The organism is Embleya sp. NPDC001921 (assembly GCF_053594475.1).
Window position 1 is genome coordinate 162,779 of record NZ_JBSFEO010000023.1, and the last position, 15,699, is coordinate 178,477.

Genomic DNA, 15,699 nt, shown 5'->3' on the forward strand with positions numbered 1-15,699 from the left:
ACCATGCGTCGAGCCAAAATTGTCTGCACCCTGGGCCCTGCCACCAATTCATATGAACAGATCCGCACGCTGGTCGACGCAGGCATGGATGTAGCCCGCTTCAACCTCAGCCACGGCGCGTACGCCGAGCACGAGGAGCGATATCACCGCGTCCGTCGGGCATCCGACGAATCCGGTCGCAGCGTCGGCATCCTCGTCGACCTCCAAGGCCCCAAGATCCGCCTGGAGACCTTCGCCGAAGGCCCCGTGCTCCTGGAGCGCGGCGACGAGTTCACGATCACGACCGAGGACGTCCCCGGCGACAAGCACGAGGTCGGCACCACCTACAAGGGGCTGACCGCCGACGTCACCAAGGGCGAGCGGATCCTCATCGACGACGGCCGGGTCACCCTGGAGGTCGTCGACGTCGAGGGCCCCCGCGTGCACACGATCGTCATCGAAGGCGGCATGGTCTCCGACCACAAGGGGCTCAACCTCCCCGGTGTGGCCGTGAGCGTGCCCGCGCTGTCCGAGAAGGACATCGACGACCTCAAGTGGGGCCTCGCCCTCGGTGCGGACATGATCGCGCTGTCCTTCGTGCGCGCCGCGAAGGACATCGAGGACGTCCACAAGATCATGGACGAGGTCGGCGTCCGACTCCCGGTGATCGCGAAGATCGAGAAGCCGCAGGCGGTGGACAACCTCGAGGAGATCGTCCACGCCTTCGACGCCATCATGGTCGCCCGCGGCGACCTCGGCGTCGAAATGCCGCTGGAGGCCGTGCCGATCGTGCAGAAGCGCGCGATCACGCTGGCCCGGGCCAACGCCAAGCCCGTCATCGTCGCCACCCAGATGCTCGACTCGATGATCAGCGCCTCGCGCCCCACCCGGGCGGAGGCGTCCGACGTCGCCAACGCCGTCCTGGACGGCACGGACGCGGTCATGCTGTCGGGCGAGACCTCGGTCGGCAAGTATCCGATCGAGACCGTCAAGACCATGGCGCGGATCGTGGTCGCGGCCGAGGACTCCTCCGCGATGCAGGAGGAGATCCGCGGCCTGGCCGGTCCGCGCACCCAGGGCGGCGTGATCGCGAAGGCCGCGATCGAGATCGCCGAACGACTGGACGCCAAGTACCTGGTGGCGTTCACCCAGAGCGGTGACACGGGCCGCCGGTTGTCCCGGTATCGCTCGATGATCCCGATGCTGGCCTTCACCCCGGAGCCGGCGGTGCGCAGCCGCCTGGCGCTCACGTGGGGCCTGGAGACCTTCCTCGGGCCGCTGTGCAGCCACACCGACGAGATGGTTCGTCAGGTGGACGCGGCACTGCTCGCGATCGGCCGCTGCAAGAAGGGCGACCTGGTCGTGATCACGGCCGGCTCCCCGCCCGGCGTCCCCGGATCGACCAACCTGATCCGCCTGCACCACATAGGGGATCTGCCGAGCGAGTGACACCTCGCTGTAGTGCTGTGTAGTACCGACGGTCCGTCACCCGCCCCGGTGGGTGACGGGCCGTCAGTATTTCGGGCCGATGTGCTGATCCATGAGCGCGACGGAGACCCGACGGGTGACGGAGAGGTTGTTGCGACGGGCGAACTTCCACTCCACACCGAGTTCGTCCAGCGTGCTCGTGAGGATGCGCATGATGTCCATGGACTCGTTCGTGAACAGGTAGCGCGGGTATTCATAGCGCTTGCGCTCACCGGCGACCATGCGCGTGGTCCAGTTCATGTTCCGACATCCGTCGGAGTGAATGAGGCCGCGCACGAGAGCCCAAGGCTCGGCGCGGACGATGTCCTGTTGCCAGGATTCGAGGACGATCGGCCGCTCGTGCTTGCGGCCGGGGCCGTGCTGGGGCAACAGGCACGGCCAGTGTTTCCAGAGCGACGTGACCATGTGGCAGCCCTGCCGAGGCGCGCGAAAGACGTTGCTCTGAGGGCGAATTGCGCGCATGGCGGCTTCGCATTCGTCCATCGGGCCGGGCCATGCATCCGCGCAGGCGATGCGTAGTCCGTAGACGCCCTTGGCGTAGCTGCCGAGGCAGCCGTCACCGAGGTAGAGGCCGAGTAGATAGGCGTAGTCCCGGCCGGGTTCCGGATGGGAGGGGACTCCGGTACATCGAGCGCAGTCGGTGGAGCGCACCGGTTCGATGCGGGCGCGCCATGAGCGTATGGCCGCGCGAGAGATCCCGGTCTCCTTGCTCACCGAATTCAGACTGCGCCCGTCACCGATGAGCCGGAGCGCCCCGAGGCGCGTCGCCGTGTCGTACATGTGATCGACGATGCCGAGACCCCGATCACAGCGAGTGGAAAGCCCGGGGGATTCACACGAATGGATGTCTTGGCGGACTCGTCGTCTTCTGCGCGGTGGTGGGCCGTCAGTACTTGGGACCGATGTGCTGATCCATGAGCGCGACGGAGGGACGACGGGCCACCGAGAGGAGGTTCGGCCGGGCGAACTTCCACTCGACACCGAGTCGGTCCAGCGTGGTCGTGAGGATGCGCATGATGTCCGCGGACTCGTTGGCGAAGAGGTAGCGCGGGTACTCGTAGCGTTTGCGCTCACCGGCGACCATACGCGTGGTCCAGTTCACGTTCCGGCAACCGTCGGAGTGGATGAGGCCGCGCACGAGCGCCCAGGGCTCGGCCCGGACGATCCTGGTTTGCCAGGGCTCCAGCACGATCGGCCGCTCGTGTTTGCGGCCGGGGCCGTGTTGGGGGAACAGGCACGTCCAGTGCCTGGAGTAGGACTTCACGTCCGTACAACCGGACCTCTGTACGAATCCGACAGCGGCGCAGGGCAGGACGTTCCGCATCGCCTTCGTCGTTTCGTCGATGAGGCCTGGCCAGGTGTCGCAACACGAGACGGTCAAAGTGTGTTGGCGAGACTTGCTGATGATGTGCCCGTCACCGAGATAGAGGCCCAGCAAGTAGGAGTACGTTCTCGGAACGACGACGGGGTGCACTTCTTCGCATGTCGGCTGCGGCTTGCCACGTACGGCTTCCGGCGCTCGCCGTGTTCCCCAGCGCCAGTGGCGCACCGTCCGCACCGAGACCCCGCAAGCCTGGGCGACGGTCGCGTCTGTCATTCCTTGCTTGTGGAGGCGAAGCGCCAAGTCCACGGTCTCTTGTGGGTACATACGTACGAGAATTCACACAAGAGTGCGGATGATCGGCTGAATCCGTTCGAATCACTCGAACGGATGAGCTAGTGCCCCGGGTCGGTTTCGAACCGACACTGGATGGGTTTTGAATCCATGGCCTCTACCGTTGGGCTACCGGGGCGGCAAAGTCGGGCACATCGTCATCTGCGCGAGACCCAACCCCTGCACGAGGAACACCATACCGCCTCTCGGTACCCTCGTGTCCGCACCATTTCCCTGATCGAGGAGCGACGTGACCGCCGCCACGCAGCCGCCCGCCGCATCGCAGGACAGCCACCGCGCCCGTGTCGTCATTGCCGAGGACGAGGCGCTGATCCGGCTCGATCTGAAAGAGATGTTGGAGGAAGAGGGATACCACGTCGTAGGTGAGGCCGGAGACGGGCAGCGCGCCGTGGAATTGGTCCACGAGTGTCGGCCCGACCTGGTCATCCTGGACGTGAAGATGCCGATACTCGATGGCATCTCGGCTGCCGAGCAGATCGCGAAGGCCCGCCTCGCCCCCGTGCTGATGTTGACCGCCTTCTCCCAGCGCGAGCTGGTGGAGCGGGCCCGGGACGCCGGTGCGATGGCGTATCTGGTCAAGCCGTTCACCAAGGGCGATCTCGTCCCGGCGATCGAGATGGCCGTCTCGCGCTATACCGAACTGGCCGCCCTGGAGCGTGAGGTCGGCGACCTCACCCAGCGGCTGGAGACGCGCAAGCTGGTCGATCGTGCCAAGAGTGTGTTGCAGGAGAAGTACGGGATGTCCGAGCCCGAGGCGTTCCGCTGGATCCAGAAGGCCTCGATGGACCGTCGGATGTCGATGCGCACGGTGGCCGAGGTCGTGGTGTCCGGAGGCGACGTCGCCGACTGACCCAGCCCCCCTCAATCTCCCACGAACCCGCCCGGATGCGGTCAAACCGGGCGGGTTCGGTGTTTTTCCGGCATCCGATGATCATATTTGATCACTTTGGATCGAAAGCATTCGTTCACGGTTTCTTTTGGATTACTTCTGGTTACGGGCGCATCACATCTCAGTCGGCGGACTGCCGCTGCCCTTCCCGCCGGACTACATTCCGGGCACCGCATGTTCATCGCGGTTTGTGAAGGCGCCCCGATGCGGGCTCCGAACTTTTTCTACAAGGGTTGGGGTTTGCTGTGCTCAAGCGACGCGTGATCAAAATCGCGCTGCCCATCGCGGCAGCGGCACTCGTGCTTTCCGCGTGCGGCAGTGACGATGACGACAAGAAGAAGGAAGGCGGCAGCACCGCCCCCGGTGGCGGTAACAAGCCGACCTGGACGATAGGTTTCCAAGCGGGGCTCTCGGGGGAGAATGCCCAGCTTGGCATCAACGAAGAGAACGGCGCGCGTCTCGCCGTCGAGCAGGCCAACGCGAAGGGCGATCTTCCCTTCACGCTCAAGTTCAAGACCTCGGACGACGAGGCATCGGAGACGAAGTCGGTCTCCGCGGCGCAGAAGCTGATCGACGACAACAACGTTGTTGCCGTTATCGGCCCCGCCTTCTCCGGCCCCACCAAGGCCGCGTCGCCGAACTACGCCAAGGCGAAGCTCGCCACGGTGTCCCCGTCGGCGACCAACCCGTCCCTGACGAACGCGGAGAACAATTTCACCGCGTTCCTGCGCGGGGCGCCGAACGACAACGCCCAGGGCGGCGGGATGGCGAAGTACCTGTCGAAGAAGCTCCAGGTCAAAAAGGTCTTCGTCGTCGACGACAAGACCGAGTACGGCGTGGGTCTGTCGAAGGTCGCCAAGGACGAGCTGACCAAGGCCGGCGTCCAGGTCGTCTCGGACAGCGTGCCGAAGGCGACCCCGGACTACGGTCCGATCTCCACGAAGATCAAGAACTCCGGCGCGGACGCCATGATCTACGCGGGCTACTACCAGGACGGCGCGCCGTTCGCCAAGAAGCTCAAGGAGGCCGGGTTCACCGGCCCCAAGTTCTCCGGTGACGGCACCAACGACTCGCAGTTCGTCTCGCTCGCCGGGGACGCCGCGAACGACTGGTACCTGACCTGCCCGTGCGCCGACGCGAACGTCGAGGCGGCCACGAAGCAGTTCACGGACGACTACAAGAAGCGCTTCAACACGAACCCGAGCACCTACTCGGCGGAGTCGTTCGACATCGCCAACCTGGTGATCGACCAGATGAAGTCCTTCGGCGCGGAGAAGATCACCCGCGAGGCGATGCTGACCAAGCTCAAGGGTGCCTCGTACAAGGGTCTGACCAAGAACTTCAAGTTCCTGCCGAACGGTGAATTCGACGGCGCGACGACCTTCATCTACCAGGTGAAGGGCGGCAAGATCGGCTACATGGGCGACATCGACCAGCTCGTGGGCGGCTGACCCGAAAGATCGGGGCAGCGCTACCTGACGATCGGGCCCGGGTCTTCCCGGAGTTTTCGGGAAGACCCGGGCCCGTCCGGTTTTCTTGAGGAAGCTTTCCTTATGCAACCTGATGAAATCCTGGATTACCTTATTCCAGGGATCATGCTCGGTGCGTTGTACGCGGTGATCGCCATCGGCTATACCCTGGTCTATGGCGTTCTGCAACTCATCAACTTCGCACACAGTGAAGTGTTCATGGTGGGCGCCTATTCGGCGCTTCTCGCCTTGACCTGGATCGACCCGAGCAGCAATCCGACGACGTTCATGTCGGTGTTGTTGGTCGCGGCCGGTCTGGCCGTTTCCGGTACCGCCGGTGCGGCCACGGCCTTTACGTTGGAAAAAGTCGCGTACAGACCGCTCAGACGCAGGAACGCGCCCCGATTGGCGTTCCTGATCAGCGCGATCGGGGCCTCCTACTTCCTGCAGAACCTTGCCGGGAAGTTGTTCGGTCGCGACTCGCGCGCACTGCCGACGGTGTTCGAGAACAAGAAGGTCTTCTCGGTCTTCGGCACCCAGGTCACCATCCTGCAGCTGCTCATCGTTTGTGCGGCGGTGCTGATGATGGTCGGTCTGGACTACCTGGTGAACCGCACCAAGCTGGGCTCGGGTATCCGGGCGGTGGCGCAGGACGCCGAGACGGCGGGCCTGATGGGTGTGGACATCGACAAGGTGATCTCGCGGACGTTCATCATCGGCGGGTTCATGGGCGGTATCGCCGGCTTCCTGTTCGGCCTGCATCTGCAGTTGTCGTTCACGATGGGCTTCCTGCCGGGTATCACCGCGTTCGCCGCGGCGGTCGTGGGCGGGGTCGGCAACATTCGCGGCGCGATGATGGGCGGCATGCTGCTCGGCATCGTGGAGAGCTTCTCCTCGCCGATCTTCGGTGAGTCGTGGCGGTACGTCAGTGCCTTCGCGGTGCTGGTCCTGGTGCTGATGTTCCGGCCGACCGGCATCCTGGGCGAGCGGTTGGGGAGGTCGGCGTGACCACGACGACGACTAAGGACAGGGATCTCGCGCCGACGGGGTCGGCGCTGGCCAAGTTGCGGCGCAAGCGCTGGTATCAGCAGCCGATGGTCGGTCGCCTGGTGGGCACCGTCTCGGCGGCGGTGCTGCTGGACGTGATGAGTGGTCCGCAGGGCAGCCGCGAGGACGTGTTCTTCTCGCTGGACAAGACCCTCGGGTCGATGCGCCTGGTGTGGTGGGTCCTGGGCGCGGTGGCGCTGTGGGCGGTCCTGGAGTTCGCCAAGCCGCTGTACAACCGCTATCTGGCCGCGAGTGTCGGTCCGCTGGACCGGTTCCACGCGCCGGTGACCGGCCCGGTCAAGGGCCTGGTCGCGCAGACCCGGGCGACGTCGGCGAATCTGCGCCGGATCGTGTGGGTGCGGATCGGCTTCTCGGCCGTGGTGATCGGCCTGCTGATCCTGCTGCCGAACGTGTTGTCCACCTTCTGGAACCAGGTGCTGGTCAACGAGGTGGCGATCTACGTCCTGCTGGCGATCGGCCTGAACGTGGTGATCGGCTGGGCGGGTCTGCTCGACCTGGGCTTCATCGCGTTCTTCGCGATCGGCGCGTACAGCACGGCGTACTGGACCGGCGCGATGCCGGTGGATCCGCCGTTCACGCTGAACGCGTTCCTGGTGATCCCGGTGGCGGTGGCCACGTGTCTGCTGGCCGGGCTGCTGCTCGGCGCGCCGACGCTGCGGCTGCGCGGTGACTACCTCGCGATCGTGACGCTGGGGTTCCACGAGATCATCTATCTGATCGCCAAGAACGCGGACGACTTCACCAACGGTCCGCGCGGCGTTCAGGGCATCTCGAACTTCGGGGTGCACATCGGTCCGATCGACTACGACTGGGAACTGGACCCGGTGCCCTACTGGTACCTGCTGATCGGCATCGCCACGATCCTGATCATCGCGTTCCTGCGGTTGGAGCACTCCCGGGTCGGTCGGGCCTGGACCGCGATCCGCGAGGACGAGGTGGCGGCGTCGGCGACCGGGGTGCCGACGGTGAAGTTCAAGTTGATGGCGTTCGCGATCGGCGCGTCCACCTCCGGCATCGCCGGTGTCGCGTACGCGAGCAAGGCCCGGTTCATCAGCCCGGAGAGCTTCCTGCTGCTGTTCTCGGTGCTGGTGGTGGCCTACGTCATCTTCGGCGGCATGGGCTCGCTGTGGGGCGTGATCATCGGGACGGCGTTCCTGGCCTGGCTGCCGCAGTACATGAAGGACTGGGTCAACCCGAACGACCGATTCATGTACCTGGGCGCGCTGTTGATCATCATGATGATCTACCGCCCGCAGGGCCTGATTCCCTCGGTTCGGCGCAAGCGCGAGTTGAGCATGGCCAAGGCGGGTCTCGGCGACGCGGACGCGATGTCGGAGCCGGCCGGCGGGAGGATGACGTGAGCATCACCACGACGAAGGCGGACGACCGGCCGCGGGTGGATCCCGCCGATCAGGTCATGCGGGTGCGCGGTGTGACGCTGCGCTTCGGTGGTCTGGTGGGTCTGTCCGATGTGGCGTTGGACCTGCACCGCGGCGAGATCCTCGCGGTGATCGGTCCCAACGGGGCGGGCAAGACGTCGTTGTTCAACTCGCTCACCGGGATGTACGTCCCGCAGGAAGGCAGCATCGTGCTGCGCGACCGGGCGGGTGCCGAGCATTCGCTCAAGGGCCGCAAGCCGCACCTGGTGAACCGGCTCGGGGTGGCCCGCACGTTCCAGAACATTCGCCTGTTCGGCGCGCTGACGGCGCTGGAGAACGTGAAGATCGCGGCGGAGACCCGGCAGAAGGCCGGTCCGGTGTCGATCATGCTGGGGTTGCCGAACGCGCGGCGCGAGGATCGCGAGAGCGACAAGCGGGCGCTGGAGCTGCTGCACTTCGTGGGTCTGGACGGGCTGCTCAACGAGTTGGCCGCGTCGTTGTCCTACGGGCAGCAGCGCAGCCTGGAGATCGCCCGCGCGTTGGCCACCGATCCGCAGGTGTTGCTCCTGGACGAGCCGGCGGCGGGCACCAACCCGACCGAGAAGCTCGATCTGGAGGTGCTGATCCGCCGGATCAACCGCGAGCTGGGCATCAGCGTGTTGTTGATCGAGCACGACATGCGCCTGGTGATGTCGGTGGCGGACCGGGTCACGGTGCTCAACTTCGGCAAGGTGATCGCCTCCGGCTCGCCCGCGGAGGTGCAGCGCAATCCCGAGGTCGTCGCGGCCTATCTGGGGTCGGAGATGGCCGCCGAGATGGTCGCCGCCTCGGACGCCGAGGCCGCCGAGGCCGCGGGCGAGTCGGACGGTACGGTCCCCGCGCAGCGGGATGGGGAGGAGCAGCGATGAGCACCGCCGAGTCCAAGGGCACGGACGCGGTCGGGCTGGCCAAACCGGCCGCGAGCACCGCGACGACGCCCCGGAAGAAGATGCTGGAGCTGGATGATCTGCACGTGTTCTACGGCGCCATCCAGGCGCTCAAGGGCGTGCACATCGAGGTGAACGAGGGCGAGATCGTGGCGCTGCTCGGCGCCAACGGCGCGGGCAAGACCACGACGCTGCGCACCATCTCGGGTTTGTTGACGCCGCGCGAGGGCGAGGTGCGCTGGCGCGGCGAGCGGATCGACGGGGTGCCGGCGCATCACGTGGTGGGGCTGGGTATCGGGCATTCTCCGGAGGGTCGCCGGGTGTTCCCGGCGATGACCGTCACGGAGAACCTGAACATGGGCGCGTACCGGTTCAAGTCGGTGCCCAAGGCCGAGCTGGAGCGGGTGTTCGAGCTGTTTCCGCGGCTGGCGGAGCGGCGGTCGCAGCTCGCGGGCACGTTGTCCGGTGGCGAGCAGCAGATGCTGGCGATCGGGCGGGCGCTGATGGGGCAGCCGAAGCTGCTGCTCCTGGACGAGCCGTCGATGGGTCTGGCGCCGTTGATCGTGGCGCAGATCTTCGAGATCATCCGGGAGATCAACGAGCAGGGCACCACGGTGTTGCTGGTCGAGCAGAACGCGGCGCAGGCGCTGCGGCTGGCGCACCGGGGTTATGCCCTGGAGACCGGTTCGGTGGTGTTGTCCGGTCCGGCCGAGCAACTGCTGTCCGACCCGAAGGTACGCGAGGCGTATCTGGGCGAGGGCGCGTAGCGCCGCGGCGGCCGCGTGGTGGAGGGGGTCGGCCCCTCCGCCGCGCGGTGCCGTTCCTCGGCGCGGCGGGCTCGGCCGCGCTCGTTCAGCCGCGCTTGATCAGGCAGCTCAGGCGCGCGGTGCAGACCCGCTTGTCGTCCTCGTCGGTGATGACGATCTCGTAGGTGGCCAGGGTGCGGCCCAGGTGTACCGGGGTGGCGACGCCGGTGACCAGGCCGGATTTGGCGGAGCGGTGGTGGGTGGCGTTGATCTCGATGCCCAGGGTGATGGCGTCGCGGCCGGCGTGCAGCGCGGAGCCGACGGAGCCGAGGGTTTCGGCGAGGACGCAGGAGGCGCCGCCGTGCAGGAGTCCGTACGGCTGGGTGTTGCCCTTGACCGGCATGGTGGCCACGACGCGTTGGGCGGTCGCCTCCACGAAGGTGATCCCCATGCGGTCGGACAGGGTCTCCTGGTTGCCGATGTTCATGAACGCCAGGACCTCGTCGAGGTTGGGCGTGGTGGTCTCGTCGGGCATGGGCCGGTCCTCCGGATACGTGGTTGTGTCGGCCTGACAGCCTAGGATCGCGGTCGTGGCAGCGACTCAGACCCCCCAGACCTCCGTTCCCGCCGGTTCCCGGCCGCGACTTCTGCTCCTCGACGGGCACTCGTTGGCGTATCGGGCGTTCTACGCGCTCAAGGAAGCGTCGATGAGTACCGCGACGGGCCAACCGACCCAGGCGGTCTACGGGTTCACGTCGATGTTGGTGAACGTGTTGCGGGACGAGGCGCCGACCCATCTGGGTGTGGCGTTCGACGTGTCCCGGCAGTCGTTTCGCACCGAGGAGTTCCCGGAGTACAAGGCGAACCGGTCGGAGACTCCGGAGGAGTTCAAGGGCCAGGTCGAGCTGATCGTCGAGGAACTGACCGCGATGGGCGTGCCGACCATGCGGGTGGCGGGCTACGAGGCGGACGACGTGATCGCCACGCTGGCCACTCGGGCCGCGTCCGAGGGCTTCGAGGTGTTGATCCTCACCGGTGACCGGGACGCGTTGCAGTTGGTCACCTCGGACGTCACGGTGCTGTATCCGATGATGGGCGTGAGCAAGCTGCACCGGTTCACTCCGGAGGCGGTCGAGGAGAAGTACGGGCTGACGCCGGCGCAGTATCCCGACTTCGCGGCGTTGCGCGGTGACCCGAGCGACAACCTGCCGGGCATTCCGGGGGTGGGCGAGAAGACGGCGGCGAAATGGATTCGCGAGTTCGGTTCGTTCGCCGAGTTGATGGAGCGCGCGGACGAGGTCAAGGGCAAGGCGGGGCAGAACCTGCGCGATCACCTGGACAACGTCAAGCTCAATCGGCGGTTGACCGAGCTGGTGCGCGAGGTGGAGCTGGAGGTGTCGCCGGCCGATCTGGAGCGCAAGCCGTTCGACCGGGCGGCGATCGAGGTGGTGCTGGACACGCTGGAGTTCCGCAACACCAACTTCCGGGATCGGTTGTGGGCGGTGGATCCGGGGCTGGTGCCGGAGGTGATCGAGGCCGAGCCGGGTTTCGAGCTGGACACCACGGTGGTGGAGCCGGGCGGGTTGACCGCGTGGCTGGAGGAGCACGCGGCGGGCACCGAGCGCACCGGGCTCGCGGTGGACGGTTCGTGGGGGCGCGGGACCGGCGAGGTCAAGGGCCTGGCGTTCGCCGCGGCGGACGGCGCGGCGGCGTTCGTGGACCCGTTGGGCATGGACGAGCACGACGACGCGGCGTTGGCGGCCTGGTTGGCGGATCCGCAGCGGACCAAGGCGGTGCATGACGCGAAGGGACCGATCCTGGCGTTGGCCGCGCGCGGCTGGGCGTTGTGGGGGGTCACCAGCGATACCGCGCTGGGCGCGTATCTGGTGTTGCCCGGGCAGCGCTCGTTCGCGTTGGAGACGCTGGTGGAGCGGTTCCTGGGTCGTGAGCTGAAGGTGGACCAGAGCGGCGCGGGCGATGGGCAGCTCGCGTTGGACATGTCCGATCAGGACGAGGCGGAGCCGGGTGCGGCGCTGATGCTGGCCGCCCGCGCGGTGGTGGACCTGGCGGCGGCGCTGGACGTGGAGTTGGCCGCGAAGGGCGGTCTGGAGCTGCTCCAGGACATGGAGTTGCCGCTGCTGCCGGTGCTGGCGCGGATGGAGCAGTTGGGCATCGCGGCGGACCTGCCGTATCTGGAGTCGCTCCAGGAGCAGTTCGCGGCGGCGGTGAAGCAGGCCACGGACGAGGCGCACGCGGCGGTGGGGCACGAGTTCAACCTGGGTTCGCCCAAGCAGTTGCAGGAGATCCTGTTCAACGAGCTGGGCCTGCCCAAGACCAAGAAGATCAAGACGGGTTTCACCACCGACGCGGACGCGTTGACCTGGCTGGCGGGGCAGACCGACAACGAGTTGCCGGTGATCCTGTTGCGCCACCGCGACCAGACCCGGCTGCGCACCACGGTCGAGGGTCTGATCAAGACGGTCGCCGACGACGGGCGCATCCACACCACGTTCAATCAGACGGTGGCGGCCACGGGCCGGTTGTCCTCGCAGGACCCGAACCTGCAGAACATCCCGATCCGGACCGAGGAGGGGCGGCTGATCCGGCGCTCGTTCGTGGTCGGCGAGGGCTTCGAGGGCTTGTTGACCGCGGACTACAGCCAGATCGAGCTGCGGATCATGGCCCACCTGTCCCAGGACACGGCGTTGATCGAGGCGTTCACGACGGGGGAGGACCTGCATTCGACGATGGCCGCGCAGGTCTTCTCGGTGGCTCCGGAGGCGGTGGATCACGCGCTGCGCAGCAAGATCAAGGCGATGTCGTACGGATTGGCGTACGGGCTCTCCGCGTTCGGCCTCTCGCAGCAGTTGGACATCGAGCCGGGTGAGGCGCGCGGCCTGATGGAGACGTACTTCGAGCGGTTCGGCGGGGTGCGCGACTATCTGCACAAGGTGGTCGAGGAGGCGCGGCAGACCGGGTACACCGAGACGGTGTTCGGTCGGCGGCGCTATCTGCCGGACCTGACCAGCGACAACCGGCAGCGTCGGGAGATGGCCGAGCGGATGGCGTTGAACGCGCCGATCCAGGGTTCGGCGGCGGACATCGTCAAGGTCGCGATGCTGGCGGTGGATCGGGCGATGCGGGAGGAGAAGCTGGCCTCGCGGATACTGCTCCAGGTTCACGACGAACTGGTCCTGGAGGTGGCGCCGGGCGAGCGGGAGCGGCTGGAGGTGCTGGTGCGTCGGGAGATGGCCGGCGCGTATCCGCTGCGCGCCCCGCTGGACGTGTCGGTCGGTTTCGGGGCGAACTGGGAGGACGCGGGTCACTGATCGTGAATGAGTGCTCCGTGGGGGTGGAGAGCCGGCCGTGGCCGGCATAGGTTCGCACGGGTCACCGGTGGTCGAGGACGACCGGTGCGAGGTCGAACTTGCGCACAGAGGGGGGAGCTTCGTGGAAGAGGCCGAGTCGGGGCCCGATCCGCAGAAGCCGGGCACGCCGGACGAGGACGCGGTCGAGGCGGTGGCGGAGCGCGTGTCCGCCGCCGCTCCCGCGTCGGAGCCGGGTCCCGTGGCGCCGCCGATATCGGGCGGGCCGGACGTTCCGGCCAAGCGCGGACGCATCCTGAATCCGTGGGTGGGCGGCGCGGCGGCGATTTTGGTGGTGCTGGCGTGCGGCGCGGCGGTGCAGTCCCCGTTCACCATGGTCACCGCGCACCGGGTGCCCACCTCGGATCTGCCGAGGTTGTCCGATCCGGCGCCGGCGAACGGCACTTCGGCCAACGGCGGCGGCCCGACCCACTTCGAACTGCCGCCGCCGGTGTTGCCGGCGGCGCTGCCGGGCGCGCCCACCACGTCCGCGCCGCCCACCACCGCCGCGCCGGGGACGCCGACCGCCGCGGCCGGCACCCGCGGCACCACCGCGACCGGCACCGGCGGCATCCCGCAGACGGTGTTGCTGGCCTATCAGCAGGCCGCGTCCAACCTGGCCCGGATGGATCCGGGGTGCAAGCTGCCGTGGACGCTGCTCGCGGGTATCGGCCGGGTCGAGTCGGAGCACGCGTACGGCGGCAACGTGACCGTGGACGGCACGGCGGTCACCCCGATCCTGGGCCCGCGCCTGGATGGCGGCCCGTGGGCCCGGATCACCGACACCGACGGCGGTCGCTACGACTTCGACACCGAGTTCGACCGCGCGGTGGGCCCGATGCAGTTCATCCCCTCCACCTGGAAGGGCTGGGGCATGGACGGCAACCGGGACGGCCAGATCAACCCGCAGAACATCTTCGACGCGACGCTGACCGCGGGCCGCTACCTGTGCGCGGGCAGCCGGGACCTGTCCACCGGGGCGGGTCTGAACGCGGCGATCCTGTCCTACAACCATTCGGACGAGTACGTCCGCAACGTGATGTCGTGGATGACGTACTACGCGACCGGGGCCAGGTCCGTCCCGGACGCCCGGCAGCCTCCCGCCAAGTCGACCCCGACGCCGAAGCAGACCACCGAGAAGCCGGCCTCGGGCAAGCCCGCCACGAGCAAGCCGGCCACGGCCTCGGGTTCGCCGTCGACGTCGATCGCGTCCACCGGCACCGGCGACTCGGCGGGCGCTTCGGCCTCGACGTCGGCCTCGGGAGCCCCGGCCACGCCGTAGGGCGTAATCCGATCCGCAAAGAACGGGAACCTGTTCTCGTTTCTTGCTACCGTGCCCCATCGTCGGCCGCCCGGACGGCGGCCGAGGCAGCAGGAAGGTGGACCGCCGGATGCGTTCCTTCGCAGCGATCGTGGTCGGGGCGCTCCTGGCCGTGGGGGCCGCGTTCGCGCTGAACGCGTGCGTCGCCGCCGATCCCGCGCCGGTACACAAGCCGCTCCAGGTCACCAGCCCGCCCGCACGCCCCTGAGGCGCGGGGCCGGGCGAGCGGCGGCCCGAATCCGTACCCGGTTCCATCGGCAAGGGGTCCACCTCGATGCGTCGTAAGTCCAGTCTGATCCTGCTGGTCGCGGCAGTGTTCTGCGTGGCCCTGGCGCCGCTGCTGCGCGAGTTCGTCTTCCCGAGGATGGTGGCCGGGGCGCTGTCCGGCGAGGACGCCTACCGGGTGGTGGTCCTGGACGCGACCGACGCCACGCTCCTGGGCGCCCCCGAGGGGCCGGGCAAGGCCAGGATCACCGCGATCCAGACGATCCGCCCGGACGCCAAGGCCTCCAAGGACGGCACCGTCGTGTGGGACCTGAACCTGGCGGTCCTGGACAGCACCGGCAAGGTCGTCACCCAACTCCCCGAGCGCTACGCGTTCGAGGCGGCCGGCCAGATCCCGCGGAACTGCTGCGGCGAGTCGATCGACGGCGCGCCCGCCGCGCACACCGGGCTCGCGTACAAGTGGCCGTTCTTCACCGGCAAGCGCGACTACAACTACTACGACTCGCAGGCGCACAGCGCGAACGTGATCGCGTACAAGGGCACCGCGAAGCGGGACGGGCTGCGGACCTACCGCTTCGAGCAGGAGGTGCCGTGGATGAAGATCCCGATGCCCAAGCAGCTCCCGGGCGGCCTGGACCCGATCGCGGTCGAGAAGCAGGGCATGCAGCTCTGGTACACCGCGACCCGCCGGATGTGGGTCGAGCCGGTCACCGGCATCCCGGTCTACCTGGAGGAGACCCGCACCGAGGAACTGCGCACGTCCCCGCCCGCCGACGACCCCAACGCACAGCCCGTGGTCACCAAGGTCTTCGAAGGCACCTTCAAGCCCCGCCCCGCGTGGTCCCAAAAGCTGATCGCCGACGCCAAGGACGAGAGCAGGAAACTCCGCGCCGTCCACGACACCGTCCCCCTGGCCCTCCTGGTGACCGGCGTGGTCCTCTTCCTCATCGCGGTAGCCCTGCAATTCATCGCCGACCGCAAATCCCGCCCCACCCCACCGCCCACCACCCCGAAAACCGCCGACACCCCGGACACCCCCCGGCGCGTCAGCGCCCCCGACCCGGCCCACCCCCGGTGATCGACGCGCGAAGCGCGGAGAGCGGCGGAGCCGCAGACTTTGGGCTTCGTGGCCCGGAGCGAAGCGGAGGGACACGAAGCCCCGAGCGAGG

At 67.6% G+C, this 15,699-nt stretch carries 14 protein-coding genes, 1 tRNA gene and 1 pseudogene; 11 read left to right on the forward strand and 5 right to left on the reverse strand.

What is annotated here, in order from left to right; genetic code table 11:
* Positions 1–3 precede the first annotated feature (3 nt).
* Complete coding sequence (gene pyk / locus ACWCPW_RS26330; protein ID WP_449764052.1) at positions 4–1,428, forward strand: pyruvate kinase; 1,425 nt, start codon at positions 4–6, stop codon at positions 1,426–1,428.
* Positions 1,429–1,491: 63 nt separating this feature from the next.
* Here pyk and ACWCPW_RS26335 read toward each other — a convergent pair whose 3' ends face one another.
* From ACWCPW_RS26335 to ACWCPW_RS26350, 4 genes and pseudogenes are all read right to left on the reverse strand, one after another.
* A complete protein-coding gene (locus ACWCPW_RS26335; RefSeq protein WP_449764053.1) occupies positions 1,492–2,247 on the reverse strand; it encodes a transcriptional regulator in 756 nt (251 codons plus the stop codon).
* A 106-nt stretch (positions 2,248–2,353) separates the two neighbouring features.
* Positions 2,354–2,731, reverse strand: a complete 378-nt coding sequence (locus tag ACWCPW_RS26340) for a hypothetical protein (protein WP_449764065.1) — start codon at positions 2,729–2,731, stop codon at positions 2,354–2,356.
* Between the two features lie 282 nt (positions 2,732–3,013).
* Positions 3,014–3,115, reverse strand: a pseudogene (locus ACWCPW_RS26345) (helix-turn-helix domain-containing protein); the annotation flags it as partial.
* Between the two features lie 72 nt (positions 3,116–3,187).
* Positions 3,188–3,260, reverse strand: a tRNA-Leu gene (locus tag ACWCPW_RS26350).
* 111 nt (positions 3,261–3,371) lie between these two features.
* On the opposite strand from ACWCPW_RS26350, the gene ACWCPW_RS26355 reads away from it, so the two are divergent.
* The 6 genes from ACWCPW_RS26355 to ACWCPW_RS26380 all read left to right on the forward strand — a co-directional run bounded on the left by ACWCPW_RS26355 (position 3,372) and on the right by ACWCPW_RS26380 (position 9,640).
* Entirely contained in the window at positions 3,372–3,992 is a 621-nt protein-coding gene (locus ACWCPW_RS26355) for an ANTAR domain-containing response regulator (protein WP_395862527.1), read from the forward strand.
* A gap of 284 nt (positions 3,993–4,276) precedes the next feature.
* Positions 4,277–5,482 (forward strand): branched-chain amino acid ABC transporter substrate-binding protein, encoded by a 1,206-nt coding sequence (locus ACWCPW_RS26360; RefSeq protein WP_449764054.1) that lies wholly within the window; start codon positions 4,277–4,279, stop codon positions 5,480–5,482.
* A 102-nt stretch (positions 5,483–5,584) separates the two neighbouring features.
* On the forward strand, positions 5,585–6,508 hold the full coding sequence (locus tag ACWCPW_RS26365; RefSeq protein ID WP_391582582.1) for a branched-chain amino acid ABC transporter permease: 924 nt from the start codon (positions 5,585–5,587) through the stop codon (positions 6,506–6,508).
* On the forward strand, positions 6,505–7,929 hold the full coding sequence (locus ACWCPW_RS26370; RefSeq protein ID WP_449764055.1) for a branched-chain amino acid ABC transporter permease: 1,425 nt from the start codon (positions 6,505–6,507) through the stop codon (positions 7,927–7,929). Before ACWCPW_RS26365 ends, ACWCPW_RS26370 begins: the two co-directional genes overlap by 4 nt.
* Positions 7,926–8,855, forward strand: a complete 930-nt coding sequence (locus ACWCPW_RS26375) for an ABC transporter ATP-binding protein (protein WP_449764056.1) — start codon at positions 7,926–7,928, stop codon at positions 8,853–8,855. The genes ACWCPW_RS26370 and ACWCPW_RS26375 overlap by 4 nt, the downstream gene beginning before the upstream one ends.
* 80 nt (positions 8,856–8,935) lie before the next feature.
* Entirely contained in the window at positions 8,936–9,640 is a 705-nt protein-coding gene (locus ACWCPW_RS26380) for an ABC transporter ATP-binding protein (RefSeq protein ID WP_449764063.1), read from the forward strand.
* Between the two features lie 85 nt (positions 9,641–9,725).
* Here ACWCPW_RS26380 and ACWCPW_RS26385 read toward each other — a convergent pair whose 3' ends face one another.
* Complete coding sequence (locus ACWCPW_RS26385; RefSeq protein WP_449764064.1) at positions 9,726–10,106, reverse strand: PaaI family thioesterase; 381 nt, start codon at positions 10,104–10,106, stop codon at positions 9,726–9,728.
* 103 nt (positions 10,107–10,209) lie between these two features.
* On the opposite strand from ACWCPW_RS26385, the gene polA reads away from it, so the two are divergent.
* The 4 genes from polA (at position 10,210) to ACWCPW_RS26405 (ending at position 15,608) form a co-directional block, all read left to right on the forward strand.
* Positions 10,210–12,948 carry a DNA polymerase I gene (polA, locus tag ACWCPW_RS26390; protein ID WP_449764057.1) on the forward strand — a complete coding sequence of 913 codons (2,739 nt, stop codon included), beginning with the start codon at positions 10,210–10,212 and terminating at the stop codon, positions 12,946–12,948.
* Positions 12,949–13,069: 121 nt separating this feature from the next.
* On the forward strand, positions 13,070–14,266 hold the full coding sequence (locus tag ACWCPW_RS26395; RefSeq protein ID WP_449764058.1) for a hypothetical protein: 1,197 nt from the start codon (positions 13,070–13,072) through the stop codon (positions 14,264–14,266).
* A 109-nt stretch (positions 14,267–14,375) separates the two neighbouring features.
* On the forward strand, positions 14,376–14,513 hold the full coding sequence (locus tag ACWCPW_RS26400) for a hypothetical protein (RefSeq protein WP_406295664.1): 138 nt from the start codon (positions 14,376–14,378) through the stop codon (positions 14,511–14,513).
* Between the two features lie 66 nt (positions 14,514–14,579).
* Positions 14,580–15,608, forward strand: coding sequence for a DUF3068 domain-containing protein (locus ACWCPW_RS26405; protein ID WP_449764059.1), 1,029 nt, complete (start codon positions 14,580–14,582; stop codon positions 15,606–15,608).
* Positions 15,609–15,699 lie beyond the last annotated feature (91 nt).

Coding starts and splice junctions, on each gene's coding strand:
- ACWCPW_RS26385 (WP_449764064.1), bottom strand. CDS start 10,106: ATGAACATCGGCAACCAGGAGACCCTGTCCGACCGCATGGGGATCACC.
- ACWCPW_RS26335 (WP_449764053.1), bottom strand. CDS start 2,247: ATGTACGACACGGCGACGCGCCTCGGGGCGCTCCGGCTCATCGGTGAC.
- ACWCPW_RS26365 (WP_391582582.1), top strand. CDS start 5,585: ATGCAACCTGATGAAATCCTGGATTACCTTATTCCAGGGATCATGCTC.
- ACWCPW_RS26380 (WP_449764063.1), top strand. CDS start 8,936: ATGCTGGAGCTGGATGATCTGCACGTGTTCTACGGCGCCATCCAGGCG.
- ACWCPW_RS26405 (WP_449764059.1), top strand. CDS start 14,580: ATGCGTCGTAAGTCCAGTCTGATCCTGCTGGTCGCGGCAGTGTTCTGC.
- pyk (WP_449764052.1), top strand. CDS start 4: ATGCGTCGAGCCAAAATTGTCTGCACCCTGGGCCCTGCCACCAATTCA.
- ACWCPW_RS26400 (WP_406295664.1), top strand. CDS start 14,376: ATGCGTTCCTTCGCAGCGATCGTGGTCGGGGCGCTCCTGGCCGTGGGG.